Origin of the sequence: Streptomyces sp. SID12488 (genome assembly GCF_010548275.1) — a bacterium.
Taxonomy (GTDB): Bacteria; Actinomycetota; Actinomycetes; order Streptomycetales; family Streptomycetaceae; genus Streptomyces.
The window spans coordinates 888852-905673 of sequence record NZ_JAAGLT010000001.1 but is presented as its reverse complement, the minus strand read 5'-3'; the positions used below and the strand labels follow the sequence as shown (position 1 = coordinate 905673).

Annotated in this window: 17 protein-coding genes; 13 read left to right on the top strand and 4 right to left on the bottom strand. The window is 69.8% G+C overall.

From position 1 onward, the window contains the following. From G3I56_RS04215 to G3I56_RS04200, 4 genes are all read right to left on the bottom strand, one after another. The coding region (locus tag G3I56_RS04215; RefSeq protein ID WP_343239851.1) for a 2-oxoacid:acceptor oxidoreductase family protein at positions 1-784 on the bottom strand (784 nt) is incomplete at its 3' end. A 194-nt stretch (positions 785-978) separates the two neighbouring features. After that, on the bottom strand, positions 979-1638 hold the full coding sequence (locus G3I56_RS04210; RefSeq protein WP_343239856.1) for a response regulator transcription factor: 660 nt from the start codon (positions 1636-1638) through the stop codon (positions 979-981). 327 nt (positions 1639-1965) lie between these two features. After that, positions 1966-3336, bottom strand: a complete 1371-nt coding sequence (locus G3I56_RS04205; protein ID WP_164407165.1) for a sensor histidine kinase — start codon at positions 3334-3336, stop codon at positions 1966-1968. A 202-nt stretch (positions 3337-3538) separates the two neighbouring features. Beyond that, positions 3539-4750, bottom strand: a complete 1212-nt coding sequence (locus tag G3I56_RS04200; RefSeq protein ID WP_164407164.1) for a sensor histidine kinase — start codon at positions 4748-4750, stop codon at positions 3539-3541. A 219-nt stretch (positions 4751-4969) separates the two neighbouring features. Here G3I56_RS04200 and G3I56_RS04195 point away from each other — a divergent pair, with 219 nt between their 5' ends. The 13 genes from G3I56_RS04195 to G3I56_RS04135 all read left to right on the top strand — a co-directional run bounded on the left by G3I56_RS04195 (position 4970) and on the right by G3I56_RS04135 (position 16807). Continuing rightward, complete coding sequence (locus G3I56_RS04195; protein WP_164407163.1) at positions 4970-5383, top strand: NADH-quinone oxidoreductase subunit A; 414 nt, start codon at positions 4970-4972, stop codon at positions 5381-5383. Between the two features lie 80 nt (positions 5384-5463). Further along, the gene (locus G3I56_RS04190) at positions 5464-6045 is read left to right on the top strand and encodes an NADH-quinone oxidoreductase subunit B family protein (protein WP_343239850.1); all 582 of its coding nucleotides are present in this window, start codon (positions 5464-5466) and stop codon (positions 6043-6045) included. Further along, complete coding sequence (locus G3I56_RS04185) at positions 6042-7022, top strand: NADH-quinone oxidoreductase subunit C (RefSeq protein ID WP_164407161.1); 981 nt, start codon at positions 6042-6044, stop codon at positions 7020-7022. Before G3I56_RS04190 ends, G3I56_RS04185 begins: the two co-directional genes overlap by 4 nt. Further along, positions 7019-7987 carry a complex I subunit 1 family protein gene (locus tag G3I56_RS04180; protein WP_164407160.1) on the top strand — a complete coding sequence of 323 codons (969 nt, stop codon included), beginning with the start codon at positions 7019-7021 and terminating at the stop codon, positions 7985-7987. The genes G3I56_RS04185 and G3I56_RS04180 overlap by 4 nt, the downstream gene beginning before the upstream one ends. Positions 7988-7989: 2 nt before the next feature. Next, positions 7990-8610, top strand: a complete 621-nt coding sequence (locus G3I56_RS04175; RefSeq protein ID WP_164407273.1) for an NADH-quinone oxidoreductase subunit I — start codon at positions 7990-7992, stop codon at positions 8608-8610. After that, the gene (locus G3I56_RS04170; RefSeq protein ID WP_164407159.1) at positions 8607-9263 is read left to right on the top strand and encodes an NADH-quinone oxidoreductase subunit J; all 657 of its coding nucleotides are present in this window, start codon (positions 8607-8609) and stop codon (positions 9261-9263) included. Before G3I56_RS04175 ends, G3I56_RS04170 begins: the two co-directional genes overlap by 4 nt. Next, positions 9263-9646: an NADH-quinone oxidoreductase subunit NuoK gene (gene nuoK / locus G3I56_RS04165; RefSeq protein ID WP_164407158.1), complete on the top strand. Its 384-nt coding sequence runs from the start codon at positions 9263-9265 to the stop codon at positions 9644-9646. Before G3I56_RS04170 ends, nuoK begins: the two co-directional genes overlap by 1 nt. Next, positions 9643-11637 (top strand): NADH-quinone oxidoreductase subunit L, encoded by a 1995-nt coding sequence (locus G3I56_RS04160; protein WP_164407157.1) that lies wholly within the window; start codon positions 9643-9645, stop codon positions 11635-11637. Before nuoK ends, G3I56_RS04160 begins: the two co-directional genes overlap by 4 nt. Positions 11638-11643: 6 nt before the next feature. After that, positions 11644-13221, top strand: coding sequence for an NADH-quinone oxidoreductase subunit M (locus G3I56_RS04155; protein ID WP_164407156.1), 1578 nt, complete (start codon positions 11644-11646; stop codon positions 13219-13221). Then, entirely contained in the window at positions 13218-14741 is a 1524-nt protein-coding gene (locus G3I56_RS04150; protein WP_164407154.1) for an NADH-quinone oxidoreductase subunit N, read from the top strand. Before G3I56_RS04155 ends, G3I56_RS04150 begins: the two co-directional genes overlap by 4 nt. A gap of 162 nt (positions 14742-14903) precedes the next feature. Then, complete coding sequence (gene htpX / locus G3I56_RS04145; RefSeq protein ID WP_164407153.1) at positions 14904-15767, top strand: zinc metalloprotease HtpX; 864 nt, start codon at positions 14904-14906, stop codon at positions 15765-15767. Next, on the top strand, positions 15764-16159 hold the full coding sequence (locus tag G3I56_RS04140; RefSeq protein ID WP_164407152.1) for a YccF domain-containing protein: 396 nt from the start codon (positions 15764-15766) through the stop codon (positions 16157-16159). Before htpX ends, G3I56_RS04140 begins: the two co-directional genes overlap by 4 nt. Positions 16160-16222: 63 nt before the next feature. Continuing rightward, positions 16223-16807 carry an SMI1/KNR4 family protein gene (locus G3I56_RS04135; RefSeq protein ID WP_164407151.1) on the top strand — a complete coding sequence of 195 codons (585 nt, stop codon included), beginning with the start codon at positions 16223-16225 and terminating at the stop codon, positions 16805-16807. The last annotated feature ends 15 nt before the right edge of the window (positions 16808-16822 follow it).

Below are 16822 nucleotides of genomic sequence, written 5' to 3'. Positions count from 1 at the left end.
TGGTGGCCGGCGCGACCTCGTAACTGACCGCGAAGTCCTCCGTGGTCTCCCCGAAGTTCCAACCGGCCCTGAACGCGGCGATGTTCGCCGCCGCGATCTCGGGCTTCTTGGCGAACTTGGCCTTCAGGAACTTCTCGGTGCCCTCGGTGGGCCGGTGGTACATCCAGCTCAACAGGCCCAGCGCGAACATGTTCTTGCTGCGCTCGGCCTCCTTGCGGGAGAGCGCGAACTCCTTCAGCGCCTCGACCGTGAGGGTGGTCAGCGGCACAGGATGCAGGCTGTACCCATCCAGCGAGCCGTCCTCCAACGGCGAGGCCGCGTACCCCACTTTCTGCATGGCCCGCTTGGTGAACTCGTCGGTGTTGACGATGATCTCCGCGCCGCGCGGCACATCGGCGATGTTCGCCTTCAGCGCGGCCGGGTTCATCGCGACCAGCACGTTGGGCGCGTCCCCGGGCGTGAGGATGTCGTGGTCGGCGAAATGCAGCTGGAACGAGGAAACGCCCGGCAGGGTGCCTGCGGGCGCTCGGATCTCGGCGGGGAAGTTCGGCAGAGTCGACAGATCGTTCCCGAACGACGCGGTCTCGGAGGTGAAGCGATCCCCCGTGAGCTGCATACCGTCCCCGGAATCCCCCGCGAACCGAATAATCACCCGATCGAGGCGGCGTACGTCCTTCACGCCCGCTGGATTGCGCTGCTCTCCCACGACGGCTCCGACGGCTCCGACGTCCGAGCCGGCCTTCTCCGCTGAACTCTCCGCTGGACTGCTGACCTGGCTGGTCACTGAACTGGACCTCCTTCGAGGCGGCGGCCTGGGACCGGTCCTCCCGCGGACCCTCCCAGGATCAACAGTACGTCGGTAAGGGTGGCCTTCCCGGGACCGATCGCATGATGGACGCCATTTTGAGACGGTACGGCGCCCGGACTTGTCACGATTTCCTGCCCCGCGGCACTGACAGCCTGTCAGGTGTCAAGTGGTCAGGTGTTGAGGTAGGTCAGAACGGCCAGTACACGCCGGTGATCGCCGTCGCTGGGGGAGAGCCCCAGCTTCAGGAATATGTTGCTGACGTGCTTCTCGACGGCACCGTCACTCACGACGAGCTGACGAGCGATGGCCGAATTCGTCCGGCCCTCCGCCATGAGCCCCAGCACCTCGCGCTCCCTGGGAGTGAGCCCGGCGAGCACGTGCTGCTTCCGGCTGCGGCCCAGCAACTGGGCCACGACCTCCGGGTCGAGCGCGGTACCCCCCTGGGCCACCCGCACCACCGCGTCCACGAACTCCCGCACCTCGGCGACCCGGTCCTTCAGCAGATACCCGACGCCCCTGCTGGACCCGGCCAGCAGCTCGGTCGCGTACCGCTCCTCGACGTACTGCGACAGCACGAGCACACCCAGTCCCGGATGCGATTTCCGCAGCTGTACGGCGGCTCGGACCCCTTCGTCGGTATGGGTGGGCGGCATCCGCACATCCGCGACGACCACGTCCGGGAGCTCGTCCTGTGCGGCGAGCTCGGTAATGGTCTTGATCAGCGCGACCCCGTCACCCACACCGGCGACGACATCATGCCCACGGTCGGTCAACAACCGGGTCAGGCCCTCTCTCAGCAGCACCGAATCCTCGGCGATGACCACCCGCACCCTGTCTCCCACGATTCCCGGCTCCCCACCCTGTCCGAACACAAGGCTCCAGCATCCCAGTATTCGGACGAGGAAGGGGTTGTTGTCGACGGGTTTTCCCACCCCCGGGTCGCGAGCGCGAGGCGGCTGCCGCCCAGGCGGTACTTTTCCCACCCAGTGGCATCCCTCAAGCGCCGCCCCGCATTTCCAGCCCGTCCGGCGATTGAGGACAAGGCCCGTTCAGGGCCGGAGGGGGGTCTGGGGGCACAGCCCCCAGGAACAGGATGGGATGGGTAAGGGCGGCGGGGGCGAAACAACCCGACCACCACCCCCGCGCCCACACCAACCTCACCCCCGCCAAGGCAACTCCGCAGTCACCCGAGTAGGCCCACCCACCGGCGAATCCACCACCAGAATCCCGTCCACCGCATCGAGCCGCCCCGCCAACCCCGCCAACCCTGACCCGCCGGAGGCATCCGCACCGCCCACCCCGTCATCCACCACCTGCAGCATCAGCCGGTTCTCCACCCGCCACACATCCACCGACGCCCCCGTCGCCCGCGCATGCTTGCTGATGTTCTGCAGCAGCTCCGACACCGTGAAGTACGCGATCCCCTCGATCGCCGCGGCCGGCCGCTCCACCAGGTCCACCTCCACCCGTACCGGCACCACACACCGCGAGGCCACCGCGGACAGTGCCGCATCCAGCCCCCGGTCCGTCAGCACCGCCGGATGAATCCCGCGCGCCAGATCCCTCAGCTCCTGCAACGCCGTCTTCACCTCACCGTGCGCCTCGCCCACCATCCGCGCCGCCGCCTGCGGATCCTCCGTGAGCTTCTCCTTCGCGAGCCCCAGATCCATGGCCAGCGCCACCAGCCGCGCCTGCGCCCCGTCGTGGAGATCCCGCTCGATACGCCGCAGATCAGCCGCAGCCGTGTCGACGACGACCCCCCGGTCGGACTCCAGCTCGACGACCCGCGTCGCCAGCCGCGACGGGCTGAGCAGCCCCTGCACCATCAGCCGGTCCACGAGGGTCAGTGCCCGCACGATCCAGGGCGTGGCCATGGTGAACAACAGCCCGACCAGCGCGGTCACCGTGATCTCGAACGGGTTGTCGAGATAGATGCTGTGGGTCTCGTCGCCGTACAGCTGCAGGCCGTCCTGTCCGCCGTACATCGGGAGGAGCCAGAACCACACCGGATAGGTGAACAGCGCCCACCCGTACACCCAGAAGATCACCGAGACCACGAACGAGAACACCGCCCACGGCATGTGCAGCACCGAGTACAGCAGATGCCGCCACGAGGTCCCGCTCTTGAGCACGGCCCCCATCCAGGCCGCCGCCCCGGGCTTCCGCCCCCGCACCGGCTCCGGTTCGGCCACATCGAGCCCGAGCAGCCCACGCGCCATCTTCCGCTCCAGCACACCGAACCCCCGGCACCCCGCCAGGCCCACGGCCAGCACCGGAATCCCCAGGAAGGTGATGAGGAGAAGCGAGCCGGTGAAGGCGAGGGTGACGGCGTACGAGAACACCAGCAAGCTGACCGGCAGGCTCAGCAGCACATACCCGAACTCCCGCCAGCTGCGCGCCTCGACGGGCGCCCGCAACGCGGCCGGCAACCGATGCCGCCGCTCCCCGGTGCCCCCGCCGGCCGTGCCGTGGAATCCGGCCCCGGGGCCGCCCTGCCGCCCGTACCCCTGTCCGTACTCCATGGCCATCGGTCCAGTCCGTTCTGCTAGGTCGACTCATCAGTCGTTCGGTTCAGCCGACTGGCCAGCCATCTGCCTGTCTGACCGCTTGCAGGTGTCCTGCTCGTCTGTCATCAGCCTGCTCGCACCGAACGCCACGGACCATGGAGCACGTAGGCGTCTTCCCCCGGGGGTTTTCCCTACCTACGCCTGGACACCCGCGCCCCGACACCTACGCCTCGACCCGTTCCCGCCAGGGCAGCTCGGCCGTGACCGTCGTGGGGCCGCCCTCGGGCGAGTCGATGACGAACAGCCCGTCCACCGCGCCCAGCCGGTCCGCGAGGCCCGCCATCCCCGTACCGCCGTCGAGCCGCGCACCGCCGCGCCCGTCGTCCCAGACCTGGATCAGCAGCCGGTCGTCGGTGCGCCAGACGTCGACGGAGGCGTTCCGCGCCCCGCTGTGCTTGCTGATGTTCTGGAGCAGCTCGGACACCGTGAAGTAGGCGATGCCCTCGATGGCGGCGGCAGGCCTGGCCGGCAGGTCGGCGCTCACCTTCACCGGCACGGTGCACCGCGTGGCCACCGAGGACAGCGCCGCGTCCAGCCCGCGGTCGGTCAGCACGGCCGGATGGATCCCGCGCGCCAGGTCACGCAGCTCCTGAAGCGCGAGCTTCACCTCTCCGTGCGCCTCCTCGACCATCGCCGCCACGTGTTCGTCGGCCTGGCCCTCCAGGAGCTTCTCCTTGGCGAGCCCGAGCCCCATCGCGAGGTTCACGAGCCGGGCCTGCGCCCCGTCGTGCAGATCGCGCTCGATACGCCGTAGATCGGCTGCGGCCGTGTCGACCACGACCCCCCGATCGGACTCCAGTTCGGCGATACGGCGTTCCAGCTCGTCGGAGGGCGACAGCAGCCCACGCACCATCATCCGGTCCACGTTCGTGAGCCCCCGTGCCAGGAACGGCAGCACCGGCCACAGCACGAAGAGCGACGCGAGCACGACGGTGAAGGTGAGGATGCCCCAGGGCAGCCTGATGAAGTCGTACAGCATGGTGCGCCAGCCGACCGGGTCCTTGAGCGCCAGCATCAACCGCCCGAAGAACCCGAGCTGTTGGCTGCGGGCGCCCCGCCCGGCACTCAGCGGCAGCGGACTCGGCTCGTCCACCCGCACTCCGAGCAGAACCCTGGCCCGCGCCCGTTCGAACCGGCCCAGCAGACGCGCGCCCATCAGTGCGGCGGCGAGCACCGGAAGACCGATCACGGTGAAGGTGAGGGCGGAACCCACGCTCACCACGGTCACCACGTACACGAAACCGAACAGCGCCATCGGCAGGTTGGCCAGAAGGTGAGCGATCTCCTTCCAGGTGTGCGGTTCGAGGGCGAAACGGACAGGGGGCAGGCGGTCGCCCTCGGGTTCCGCGCTGGTGGCGGTGATACGTGCGGTCATGCCCGCCAGCCTGCCCGTCGGCGCGCCACGGCGCCATGAGGTGGACCGCCCGGCGACCCGGGGGAAAACCCCACCTTGCGCACCACTTGCACACCAGCCGGACATGGCCATGTGTGACGGGCTGCTTACGGTCTCTTTAGCAGGCCCTAGACTCCCGTCCGTACAGATCGCCGAACACCAGGGGCGAGATGTCACGAGGCCAGGGAGCGAGGGACGGACATGCCGGGACCGACCGCCGTAGCCACGACAGAGCACATCGCAGCGTCGGAGTACTTCCAGTCCTACTCCGTCGTCGGACTGCTCGCCGCCGTCGGCGTGCTCTTCGTCGCGGTCGCCTTCGGGGCCGGGCGCCTGCTGCGCCCCGTGGTCCCGACCCCCGAGAAACTCCTGACCTACGAGTGCGGTGTCGACCCCGTCGGCGAGGGCTGGGCCCACACCCAGGTCCGCTACTACGTCTACGCCTTCCTCTACGTCATCTTCGCCGTCGACTCGATCTTCCTGTTCCCCTGGGCGACCGTCTTCGCGGCTCCCGGCTACGGCGCGGCCACCCTCGTCGAGATGTTCGTCTTCCTCGGCTTCCTGGCCGTGGGCCTGCTCTACGCATACAAGAAGGGCGTCCTGACGTGGACGTGACGCCAGAAGCGAATTCGCCGGCGCCTGTACCTGTACCTGTACCTGTACCTGTACCTGTGCCACCGCCTGTCCCTGTCCCGGTGCCCGTGCTGCTGCCGGAGCCCAAGCGGCTGGGCGCCCTCGCCCGGCTGGCCCCCGAGCCGATGAAGGTGGTCCTGAACTGGGGCCGCCGCTACTCGCTCTGGGTCTTCAACTTCGGCCTCGCCTGCTGCGCGATCGAGTTCATCGCCGCGTCAATGGCCCGCCACGACTTCATCCGCCTCGGCGTGATCCCCTTCGCCCCCGGGCCGCGCCAGGCCGACCTGATGGTGGTCTCGGGCACGGTCACGGACAAGATGGCCCCGGCGGTACGGCGCCTGTACGAACAGATGCCCGAGCCGAAGTACGTCATCTCCTTCGGCGCGTGCAGCAACTGCGGCGGCCCGTACTGGGACTCCTACTCCGTGACGAAGGGCGTCGACCAGATCATCCCGGTCGATGTCTACGTCCCCGGCTGCCCGCCCCGGCCCGAGGCGCTGCTCCAGGGCATCCTCAAGCTCCAGGAGAAGATCGCCCGGGAGTCCCTGGGCGAGCGGTACGCGTCCGGACCTGCGGCGCGCCCCTCACCGGCCGCGCTCCAGAGCCCCCTGGTGCAGCCGCCGACTGCGGGAGAGGCAACATGACGGCGGCAACCGGCTGGCTGCCCGCCCCCACCGAGGACCTCTTCGGTACGGAGGCCACGGCCGAGGAGTCGTACGACGTCCTGACCGTCGACGTCCCCCCGGCGTCCTGGACCGCGGCCCTGGAGACAGCACGCGACCGCCTCTCCTGCACCTACTTCGACTGGCTCAGCGCGGTCGACGAACCGGGCACGGGCTTCCGCGTCGCCGCCCACGTGGTCGCCCTCTCCCCGGTCCGCCGCCTCCTCGTACGGACGACGGTCCCGCACGAGTCCCCCGTACTGCCCTCCCTCGTGAACGTCTACGCGGGCGCCGCCTGGCACGAGCGTGAGACGCACGAGATGTTCGGCGTACGGTTCGAGGGCCACCCCGGACTGGACCACCTCCTCCTGCCGGAGACCTTCGAGGGCCACCCGCTCCGCAAGGACTTCGTGCTGGCGGCCCGCGTCGCCAAGGCCTGGCCGGGCGCGAAGGAACCGGGGGAGTCGGAACACGGCGGCCCCAAGCGCCGTCAGATGCTCCCGCCCGGCGTCCCCGACCCCAACGAATGGGGCCCCCTGAAGGGCCAGTTGCCCCCGGCCCCGACCCGCCCGGCCCGCGCCACCGCAGGCCGCGCGACAGGCGACCGCCCGGTACGCCGCACCCGCACGGCATCGGACGGCTCAGCGAGCCAGCCCCCGGCAAGCGAGACCCCGACACCGGGGGGCACCCCCACAGAGGCCGCGCCGACCACACCGACCCCGACGGCCGCACCCCGCCGAGCGCGCAGCGCGAGCGAGGGCTCGGCATCGCAGCAGCACCCGCGAACACCGGCGACCGAGGCCTCCGAGCCACCACCGACGGCGGACGCCCCCTGGCACCACGCCCGCCCGGCCTTCGACGAACCCACGACGGTCCCCGAGCCGACCGAAGACCCCGCCCCCGAAGACCCCGCCCCCGAGAACCCGGTGCCGGGCAACCCCTCAGGAGGCTCGCAGTGAACGACGCGCTCGACGTCGCCCTGCGACTCCTGATCGTCTTCGTCGTCTTCCTCACCTTCCCCCTGATCGTCGGTCAGGCCGAGCACAAGGTGATGGCCCACATGCAGGGCCGCCTCGGCCCGATGTACGCAGGCGGCTTCCACGGCTGGGCCCAACTCGTCGCCGACGGCGTGAAGTTCGCGCAGAAGGAAGACATCGTCCCGGCCGGAGCCGACCGCCGTATCTTCCAGCTCGCCCCCGCCGTGGCCCTCCTGCCGTACCTCATCGTCCTCCTCGCCATCCCGATCGGCCCGGGCGACGGCGCCGTCGGCGAGGTCGTCGACGCGGGCATCTTCTTCGTCCTCGCCGTCATGGGTGTCGGTGTCCTCGGCTCGCTCATGGCCGGCTGGGCGTCGGCCAACAAGTTCTCCCTCCTCGGCGGCCTGCGCACAGCCGCGCAACTCCTCGCCTACGAGCTCCCGATGCTCCTCACCGCCGCCTCGGTCGCGATGGCGGCGGGAACGGTGTCGCTCCCCGGCATCCTCGACGCCTTCCAGTGGTGGTGGCTGCCCTGGCAGATCGTCGGCGCGATCGTCTTCTTCGTGGCCGGCCTAGCCGAACTCCAACGGCCCCCCTTCGACATGCCGGTGGCCGACTCGGAGATCATCTTCGGCGCCTACACCGAGTACACCGGCCTCCGCTTCGCCCTCTTCCTCCTCGCCGAGTACGCCGGGATCGTCGTCCTGTGCGGCCTGACCACCGTCCTCTTCCTGGGCGGCTGGCACGGCCCCTGGTCCGCCGACGGTCTGGGCTGGGTCTGGACCCTCCTGAAGACGGCGCTGCTGGCCTTCGTCGTGATCTGGCTGCGCGTCACCTACCCCCGCCTGCGCGAGGACCAGCTCCAGAAGCTCGCCTGGACCCTCCTCGTCCCCCTCTCCCTCGCCCAGATCGCCCTCACCGGCATCGTGAAGGTGGTGATCTCGTGACCATGGCCGAGCCGCTCCCGCCCGCCAGGTCCCGCATCCCCGGCATCGGCCTGGCCAAGGGCCTGGCCGTCACCCTCCGCACGATGACGAAGAAGACCGTCACCGCGCAGTACCCCGACGTCCAGCCCGACCTCCCGCCCCGCTCCCGCGGAGTCATCGGCCTCTTCGAGGAGAACTGCACGGTCTGCATGCTGTGCGCCCGCGAGTGCCCGGACTGGTGCATCTACATCGACTCCCACAAGGAGACGGTCCCGGCCGCCGCCCCCGGTGGCCGCGAGCGCAGCCGCAACGTCCTCGACCGCTTCGCCATCGACTTCTCCCTCTGCATGTACTGCGGTATCTGCATCGAGGTGTGCCCCTTCGACGCCCTCTTCTGGTCCCCGGAGTTCGAGTACGCCGAGACCGACATCCACGAACTCACCCACGAACGCGACAAGCTCCGCGAGTGGATGTGGACGGTCCCGGCCCCGCCCGCCCTCGACCCCGCCGCCGAGGAACCGAAGGAAATCGCCACCGCCCGCAAGACGGCGGAGAAACTGGCGGCCACACAGGCCACACAGGCCACACAGGCCGAGCCGAACGAGCCCACAGATCCCACCGAGCCGCAGAAGGGAACGTCGTGACCCTCGCCGCCGCAACCCACGGCTTCCTCTCCCCGACCGGCGTCGAGATCGCCTTCCTCCTCGTCGGCCTCGTCACCTTCGGCGCCGCGCTCGTCACCGTCACCACCCGGCAACTGGTGCACGCCGCCCTGTGGCTGGTGGTGACTCTCGGCGGCCTCGCTGTCGAATACCTCCTCCTCACAGCCGAGTTCATCGCCTGGGTACAGGTCCTCATCTACGTCGGTTCCGTCGTCGTCCTCCTCCTCTTCGGCCTGATGCTCACCAGGGCCCCCATCGGCCACTCCCCGGACGCCGACTCCGGCAACCGGTGGGCCGCCCTCACCGTGGCCCTCGCCTCGGCCGCCGCCCTGGTCTGGGTCGTCGTCGACGCCTTCCGCGCAACCTGGATCGACCTGGACGGCGACGCCGCCGGTTCCACCGCCGTCACCGGCGCGAGCCTCTTCCAGAACTGGGTCATCCCCTTCGAGGCCCTCTCCGTCCTTCTCCTCGCGGCCCTGGTCGGGGCGATCGTCCTGTCCCGCAAGACGAAGGCGGAGTCGAGCTCTCCCCCTGTGAACTCCCGAGCCGCGACCGGTGGTTCCCCCTCTGTCCGGGATTCCCGGAATCACCCGATCGAGCGAACCAACCCGGCCGATCAGGACGGTGCCCTCTGATGCACCTCGCCTATCCCGCCGTACTCTCCGCCCTCCTCTTCTGCACCGGCATCTACGGCGTCCTCGCCCGCCGCAACGCGATCCTGGTCCTGATGTCCGTCGAGCTGATGCTCAACGCCGTCAACCTCAACCTCGTCGCCTTCGACGTCTGGCTCAGCAGGACGGCCCGGGACACCCTGCACTCCGGCCAGGCCCTCACCCTGTTCACCATCGCCATCGCCGCCGCAGAGATCGGCATCGGCCTGGCGATCGTCCTCGCCGTCCACCGCAACCGAGGCACCGCGGACATCGACAAGCTCCGCGACACCGCTGAGCCGCTCGGCCCCGACGAGGCCACCGTCACGGACACCACGGAAGACGAGAAGGCTGAGGCCACCGCGTGACCACGACCACCCTCGCCGTCCTCGTCCCCCTCCTCCCGTTCCTGGGTGCCGCGGCCGGCCTACTCCTGGGCCGCACGGCCCCGGGCTTCGTACGCCCCCTCGCAGCACTGCCGCCCCTCACGGCCCTCGCCCTCGCCGTGGTCGTCGCCGTACGCCAGGGTGGCGACCGGGCCGTCGACGCCGCCACCGAGCTCACGCCCACCGGCTCGGTCCCCGTCGAACTCGCCCTGCACATCGACGGTTTCGCCGCCCTCGTCGCCGTCCTGGTCGCCCTGGTCGCGACCTGCGTGCAGATCTACTCGACGGCCTATCTGCGCGACGACCCGCGCTACCCCTCGTACGCCGCTCTTGTCTCCCTCTTCACCTCCGCGATGCTGCTCGTCGTCTACTCCGGCGACCTGATGGTTCTGCTGGTCGGCTGGGAGATCATGGGCATCTGCTCGTACTTCCTGGTCGGCCACTACTGGGAGACCCCGGAAGCCCGCGCCGCCTCCCTCAAGGCGTTCCTTGTCACCAAACTCGGTGATGTCCCCTTCCTGATCGGCCTGTTCGCGCTCGCCACCGACGCCGGGTCCTTCCGGATCACGAAGATCCTCGGCACCGTCGCGAACGGCGGACTCGACCACCCGACGTTGGTCGCCCTGCTGCTCCTGGCCGGTGTGGCGGGCAAGTCGGCGCAGTTCCCGCTGCACACCTGGCTCCCCGACGCGATGGCGGGCCCCACTCCCGTCTCCGCGCTGATCCACGCCGCGACGATGGTCGCCGCCGGTGTCTACTTCATCGCCCGGCTCCTCCCGGTCTTCGCGGCATCGTCGGCCGCACTGGTCGTCCTCGCCGTCATGGCCGCCGTCACGATGACCGGCTCCGCCCTCGCCGCCCTCGCCCAGGACGACATCAAGCGGGTCCTCGCCTACTCGACGATCGGCCAGCTCGGCTACATGACCGGCGCCCTCGCCGTCGGCGACCGCGGTGCAGCCGTCTTCCACCTCCTCACCCACGGCGCCTTCAAGGCGCTGCTCTTCCTCGCGGCGGGCGTGATCATCCACGCTTCCGGCACCAACTCGCTGGCCGCCATGTCCCGCATGGGCAACCTGCGCGCCCGCATCCCCGACGCCTACTGGACGATGACCGTGGCGCTCCTCGCGCTCGCCGCGATCCCGCCCTTCAGCGGCTTCTTCTCCAAGGAGTCCGTCCTCGGCGCCGCCGAACACGTCACCTCCGGTCACGCCGAGGGCATCCCCGGTGCCGCCGGCTGGATCGTCCTCGTCGCCGGCCTGGTCTCAGCCCTGCTCACCGCCGCCTACGCGACCCGGCTGTGGCTGCTCGCCTTCCGGGGCCGGGGCACCGAAGCCCCCGACCACGGCAGGCAGCCCGTGGCGATGACCGCGGTGCTCTGGGTGCTCGCGATCCCCTCCCTCGCCCTCGGCGGGCTCGCCTATGGCAGGCTGCCCGACTGGTTCGACGGTCACGACCTGACCCCGACGCTCACCACCTCCGTCCTCGGCACGGGAGTGGCCCTCGTCGGCGGCCTCGTCACATACGGAGCCTGGCGCCAGATCACCGCCCTGGCGGCCCGCGTCCCCCTGGGCGCCGTCGCGGCCCACCCGGACGCGGACGGTGCCCAGGTAGAAGCCGAGGCCATCGCCACCCACACCCCCGCCTACGGAGACATGGTCACCGCACCCGACCCGGCGGACCCCGGACGCCTCCTGCTCGGCCCGCTGCACAGCCACGCGGCCGTCGGCTTCCACCTGGACGGCCTGTACACGGCGCTGTTCGTCCGCCCGGTCCAGGCCGCCGCAACCCTCGTCCGGTTCCTGGACCGAGAGGTCGTCGACACCTACGTACGCGGTGCGAGCGCCGTGCCCCGCCTGCTGGGTACCGCCGTACGGCGCGCCCAGACCGGCAACGTCCAGACCTATGTGAGCGCGCTGCTCGCCGGCACCGTCGTCCTGGTGGTCGCCGTCCTCCTCGTCGCCACGGGAGCGTGAGCAGGCGTGATCGATATCAACGAGTCAGTGATGCGGTTCCTTCTGGCATTTCTCGTCGTGGGCCCGCTGATCGGTGCCGTCGCCGCTCTCCTGCCGGCCCCGCCCGGACTGAAGGGGAAGTCGCCCGAGCAGGCCGTGCTGCGGCACGGTGTGACTGTCACCGGCGTGGTGCTCATCGCCGCGATCGCCCTGGCGCTCGGTTTCGACCACGACCATCCGTCGAAGATGCAGGCCACGACCGACATCAGCTGGATCCCCGCACTCGACGTGCGCATCCACCTCGGCGTCGACGGCATTTCCCTCCCCCTTCTGGTCCTGAGCGCGCTCCTGACCTTCCTCTGCGCGCTCTACTCCTACTTCAAGCTGCCCGCCGGGCCCTCCCCGAAGGCCTTCGTCGCACTCCTCCTCGTCCTGGAGTCCGGCACCCTCGCGACCTTCGCCGTCCTCGACCTGCTGCTGTTCTTCCTGGCCTTCGAGATGGTGCTCATCCCGATGTACTTCCTCATCGCCCGCTGGGGCGGTGAGCAACGGACCCGGGCGGCCTGGAAGTTCATCCTCTACACCCTGCTCGGATCCGTGGTCATGCTGCTGGGCCTGCTCCAGATCGGGATCAAAGCGGGCACGTTCGACATCATGGCACTCACCACTGACAACGGCTCAGGACTGAGCACATCCGTGCAGGTCACGGCCGCTTTGGCGATCGGGATCGGGCTCGCGGTCAAGACGCCGATGTGGCCGCTGCACAGCTGGCTGCCGGACGCCCACACCGCCGCCCCGACCGTCGGCTCGGTGCTGCTGGCCGGCGTCCTGCTCAAGATGGGCACGTACGGGTTCGTGCGCATCCTGCTGCCGATCACGCCCGACGGATTCCGGACGTTCGCGCCCTACCTCGCGGCCTTCGCCGTCGTCGGGATCATCTACGGCTCCCTGGCCTGCCTGGCCCTCGCCCGACGGGGCGCGAAGGGCGACCTCAAGCGACTCATCGCCTACTCCTCCGTCGGCCACATGGGCTTCGTCCTGCTCGGCATCTCGACCATGACCCCGACCGGCGTGAACGGCGCGCTGTTCGCCAACATCGCCCACGGCCTCATCACCGGCCTTCTCTTCTTCCTGGTCGGCGCGCTGAAGGACCGCACGGGCACCACCGACCTCGACACCCTCGCCGACCGCACCGGCGCCGCCCTCTACGGTCGGGCACCGCGCCTCGGCGGCCTCGTGGCCTTCGCGGCCGTCGCCTCGCTCGGACTGCCCGGCCTCGCCGGGTTCTGGGGCGAGATGCTGGCCCTGTTCGGCGCGTTCGACCCTGCCGACGACCTCAGCCGCCCCGCGTTCCTCACCTACACGGCGATCGCCGCCTTCGGCACCCTGCTCACCGCCGCGTACATGCTCATCGTCGTACGCCGCGTCTGCATGGGCGCCGCCCCACAGCCGGACGCCCCCCAGCTCGCCGACGTACAGACGTACGAACTCGCGGCTTGGAGCCCTCTCGTCGTCCTCACCGTCGTCGCCGGACTCTGGCCGAAGGCCCTCCTCGGCCTGACCGACCCGGCCGTGCAGCAGCTCCTCTCAGGAGGCCCCCGATGAGCTCCCCGGCCCAGTCCGCGGCTCAGTCCGTCGTCCAGTCCGTCGACTGGCTCGCCATCGCGCCGCCCACCGTCGCGGCCCTCGTGGGGCTCGCCGTACTGGTCGCCGACCTGTTCATCGGCGAGAACAGGAAGGCACTCCTCGGCTGGACCTCGGTCGCCGGCCTGACCGCCTCCGCCCTCTTCCTGCTGCCCCTCCTGGAGGGCGACCGTTCCACCTTCTGTCTCACCGGCAGCACGCACGCGTGCAGCTACACGGCCGACCGCTTCACCCTCGTCATCCAGTTCCTGGTGCTCGGCGGCGCGCTGCTCGCCGCCCTCCTCTCGGTCACCGCCCTCAAGGACGCCGACCGGGGACTCCCCGACGGGGAGTACTGGTTCCTGCTGCTGTCCTCCGCCGCCGGAGCGGCCCTGCTGCCCGCCTCCCGCGACCTCGCGACCCTGATCGTCGCCCTGGAGGTCGCGTCCCTGCCCGCCTTCGCCCTTGTCGGTATCCGGCACGGCGACCGGAGGTCCTCCGAAGCGGCCCTGAAGTTCTTCCTGTCCTCCGTGACGGCGACCGCGGTCAGCCTCATGGGCATCAGCTTCGTGTACGCGTCCACGGGCACCCTCTACCTCACCGAGATCGCCGCCCGGATCCAGCACGTCGACCCACAGCTCCACACCCTCGCCCAGGCAGGCGTCGTCCTCACCCTCATCGGCTTCGCCTTCAAGACGGCCGCCGTGCCCTTCCACTTCTGGGTACCCGACACCTACGTGGGGGCGCCCCTGCCGATCGCCGCCTATCTGTCGGTCGTCGGCAAGGCCGTCGGCTTCTCCGGCCTGATCCTCGTCACGGTCGTCGCCTTCCCGTCGTACGCCGACGTCTGGGGCCCCGCACTGGCGGCCCTGGCCGCGCTCACCATGACCGTCGGCAACGTCGGCGCCCTGCGCCAGCAGACCACGCGCGCGTACAGCGCGGTACGCCTGCTCGCCTGGTCCTCCGTCGGCCAGGCCGGCTACCTCCTGGTGCCGCTCGCCGCCGCCGCGTATTCCGACGACGCCCAGAAGTCGATCGGCTCCACCGTCGCGTACGCCCTCATGTACGCCGCCGTGAACCTGGGCGCCTTCGCGGTGGCGGCCCTGGTGGCCCGTACGAAGCCCCTGAACCGCGTCAGCGACTACCGGGGCCTGTACGCCACCCGCCCCCTGGCAGCGCTTGTCCTGGGCTTCTTCCTGCTGTGCCTCGCCGGACTGCCGCCGGGCATCATCGGCCTCTTCGCGAAGGTCACCGTCTTCTCCGCGGCCGTCGACGCCGGACTCGGCTGGCTGGCCGTGATCATGGCTGTCAACGTGGTGATCGCCCTCTTCTACTACCTCCAGTGGACGGCCCTGCTCTTCCGCACTCCCGAGGGAGCCGAGGAACGCCACCGTGCCCCGGCCCCCCTCACGGCCGCGATCGCCCTGACCGCAGTCCTCGGCATCGCCCTCTCCGGCGCACCCCAACTGGTACTGCGCTTCGCCGACACCAGCCTCTTCTGACCCCCGCCGCCCGCACGCGCGCGTGGCCCTCACCCGGACGGCCCACGCGCGCCTCCGAGCACGCAAGGGAACTGCGAATCCCCGCCTGGCGTTGACCAGTACGGAAGGTTCCACTGGACCTGACGTCAGGGTTCCCCTGCCGCACCACTAGGAGGGCGTACCGTGCACCGCCGGCACAACGGGCTCAGGACAGCCCTGCTCCTCGGGGGACTGTCCGCACTCATCATCGTCTTCGGCAGCTTCTTCGGCCGTACGGGCCTGGTGATCGCACTCTTCGTCGCGATCGGCACGAACGCGTACGCGTACTGGAACAGCGACAAGCTGGCTCTACGCGCGATGCGTGCCCGCCCGGTGAGCGAATTCGAGGCTCCGGCCCTGTACCGCATGGTTCGTGACCTCTCCACCCAGGCACGCCAGCCCATGCCACGCCTGTACATCTCGCCCACCGAAGCACCGAACGCGTTCGCGACGGGCCGCAACCCGCGCAACGCGGCGGTGTGCTGCACCGAAGGCATCCTGCGCATCCTGGACGAGCGCGAGCTGCGCGGCGTCATCGGCCATGAGCTGAGCCATGTCTACAACCGCGACATCCTCATCTCGTCGGTCGCCGGCGCCCTGGCCTCCGTGATCATGTTCCTCGTCAACTTCGCCTGGCTGATCCCGATCGGCCGCTCGAACGACGACGACGGGCCCGGCATCCTCGGCATGCTGATGATCATGATCCTGGGCCCGCTCGCGGCCACTGTCATCCAGCTCGCGATCAGCCGCTCCAGGGAATACGAGGCCGACGCGTCGGGCGCCCAGCTCACCGGCGACCCACTGGCCCTCGCGAGCGCCCTGCGCAAACTGGAAGCGGGCACGAAGCAACTCCCGCTGCCCCCCGAGCCGCGTATCGAGACCGCGAGCCACATGATGATCGCGAACCCCTTCCGCCCAGGCCAGGGACTCTCCAAGATGTTCTCTACGCACCCGCCGATGGCGGAGCGCATTGCCCGGCTCGAAAAGATGGCAGGTCGCCACCAGTGAAGACAATCCTCAACGTCATTTGGCTCGTCCTGAGCGGCTTCTGGCTGTTCCTCGCCTATCTGGCAGCCGGCGCGCTGCTCTGCATCACGATTATCGGAATTCCGTTCGGTATTGCCTCTTTCCGAATCGGTGCCTACGCCCTGTGGCCCTTCGGCCGTACGACGATCGAGCGGCGCGACGCGGGCGCCCCCTCCTGCATCGGCAACGTCCTGTGGCTGGTCCTCGCGGGCTGGTGGCTCGCTCTGGCCCACGTCGTCACCGGCGTTCTCCTCTGCATCACGATCATCGGCATCCCCTTCGGTATCGCCAACTTCAAGCTCATCCCCGTCTCGCTGCTGCCGCTGGGCCGCGAAATCGTGCCGACGGACGAGCCATTCAGCTCGCGCTGGTAGCGCGCGCCCCCAGGTTGTCCACAGGCCGCCGCGATTGTCAGTGGCGGCCTGCATGATGAATCCATGACCGCGATCGAGCAGTTGCTGACACGGGTGGCCGCTAAGGCACGCAACACCCGGCCATGGGGCTGGCCTTCACTCCCCGCCCCCGTGGACGCGGCGACGCTCGACCGCGCCGAGACCGCCCTCGGCTTCTCTCTGCCGCCGCTCCTCGCCGAGCTCTACCGTCGGATAGGAGACGGCGGATTCGGCCCGTCCTACGGCTTGTTGCCCCTGCTCGAGAGCTCGTCCGCCGGTGAGCCGCCCGTGGTCGCCCAGTACCTCGCCAACCGCGCGGAGGCCCGCAAGGACCCAGGCTGGTTCTGGCCCGAGGGGATCCTGCCGATATCCCACTGGGGCTGCGGGATGTACGCGTGCGTGGACTGCCGTACACCGGAAGGCGCCGTCCTGCTCTTCGAGCCGAACGCCGACGACGCCGACCACGCGTGGTACACCGACGCCCCGGGCCTCACGGAGTGGCTGGCCACCTGGCTCGACGGCTCGGGCTGGTACGAGGAGTCCAGCGATGCCACGGACCTGGAGCCCTGGCCCGAATTCCGCACCCGCACGGCGACAGCGATGCCGCCTGCACCGGTCCAGGCCCCGTAGCCGACGCGGATTCCG

What these genes read in the sequence shown, in the direction of transcription:
- G3I56_RS04205 (WP_164407165.1), bottom strand. Translation starts at nt 3,336, where the DNA reads ATGGCCATGGAGTACGGACAGGGGTACGGGCGGCAGGGCGGCCCCGGG.
- G3I56_RS04200 (WP_164407164.1), bottom strand. Translation starts at nt 4,750, where the DNA reads ATGACCGCACGTATCACCGCCACCAGCGCGGAACCCGAGGGCGACCGC.
- G3I56_RS04195 (WP_164407163.1), top strand. Translation starts at nt 4,970, where the DNA reads ATGCCGGGACCGACCGCCGTAGCCACGACAGAGCACATCGCAGCGTCG.
- G3I56_RS04185 (WP_164407161.1), top strand. Translation starts at nt 6,042, where the DNA reads ATGACGGCGGCAACCGGCTGGCTGCCCGCCCCCACCGAGGACCTCTTC.
- G3I56_RS04175 (WP_164407273.1), top strand. Translation starts at nt 7,990, where the DNA reads ATGGCCGAGCCGCTCCCGCCCGCCAGGTCCCGCATCCCCGGCATCGGC.
- nuoK (WP_164407158.1), top strand. Translation starts at nt 9,263, where the DNA reads ATGCACCTCGCCTATCCCGCCGTACTCTCCGCCCTCCTCTTCTGCACC.
- G3I56_RS04150 (WP_164407154.1), top strand. Translation starts at nt 13,218, where the DNA reads ATGAGCTCCCCGGCCCAGTCCGCGGCTCAGTCCGTCGTCCAGTCCGTC.
- G3I56_RS04135 (WP_164407151.1), top strand. Translation starts at nt 16,223, where the DNA reads ATGACCGCGATCGAGCAGTTGCTGACACGGGTGGCCGCTAAGGCACGC.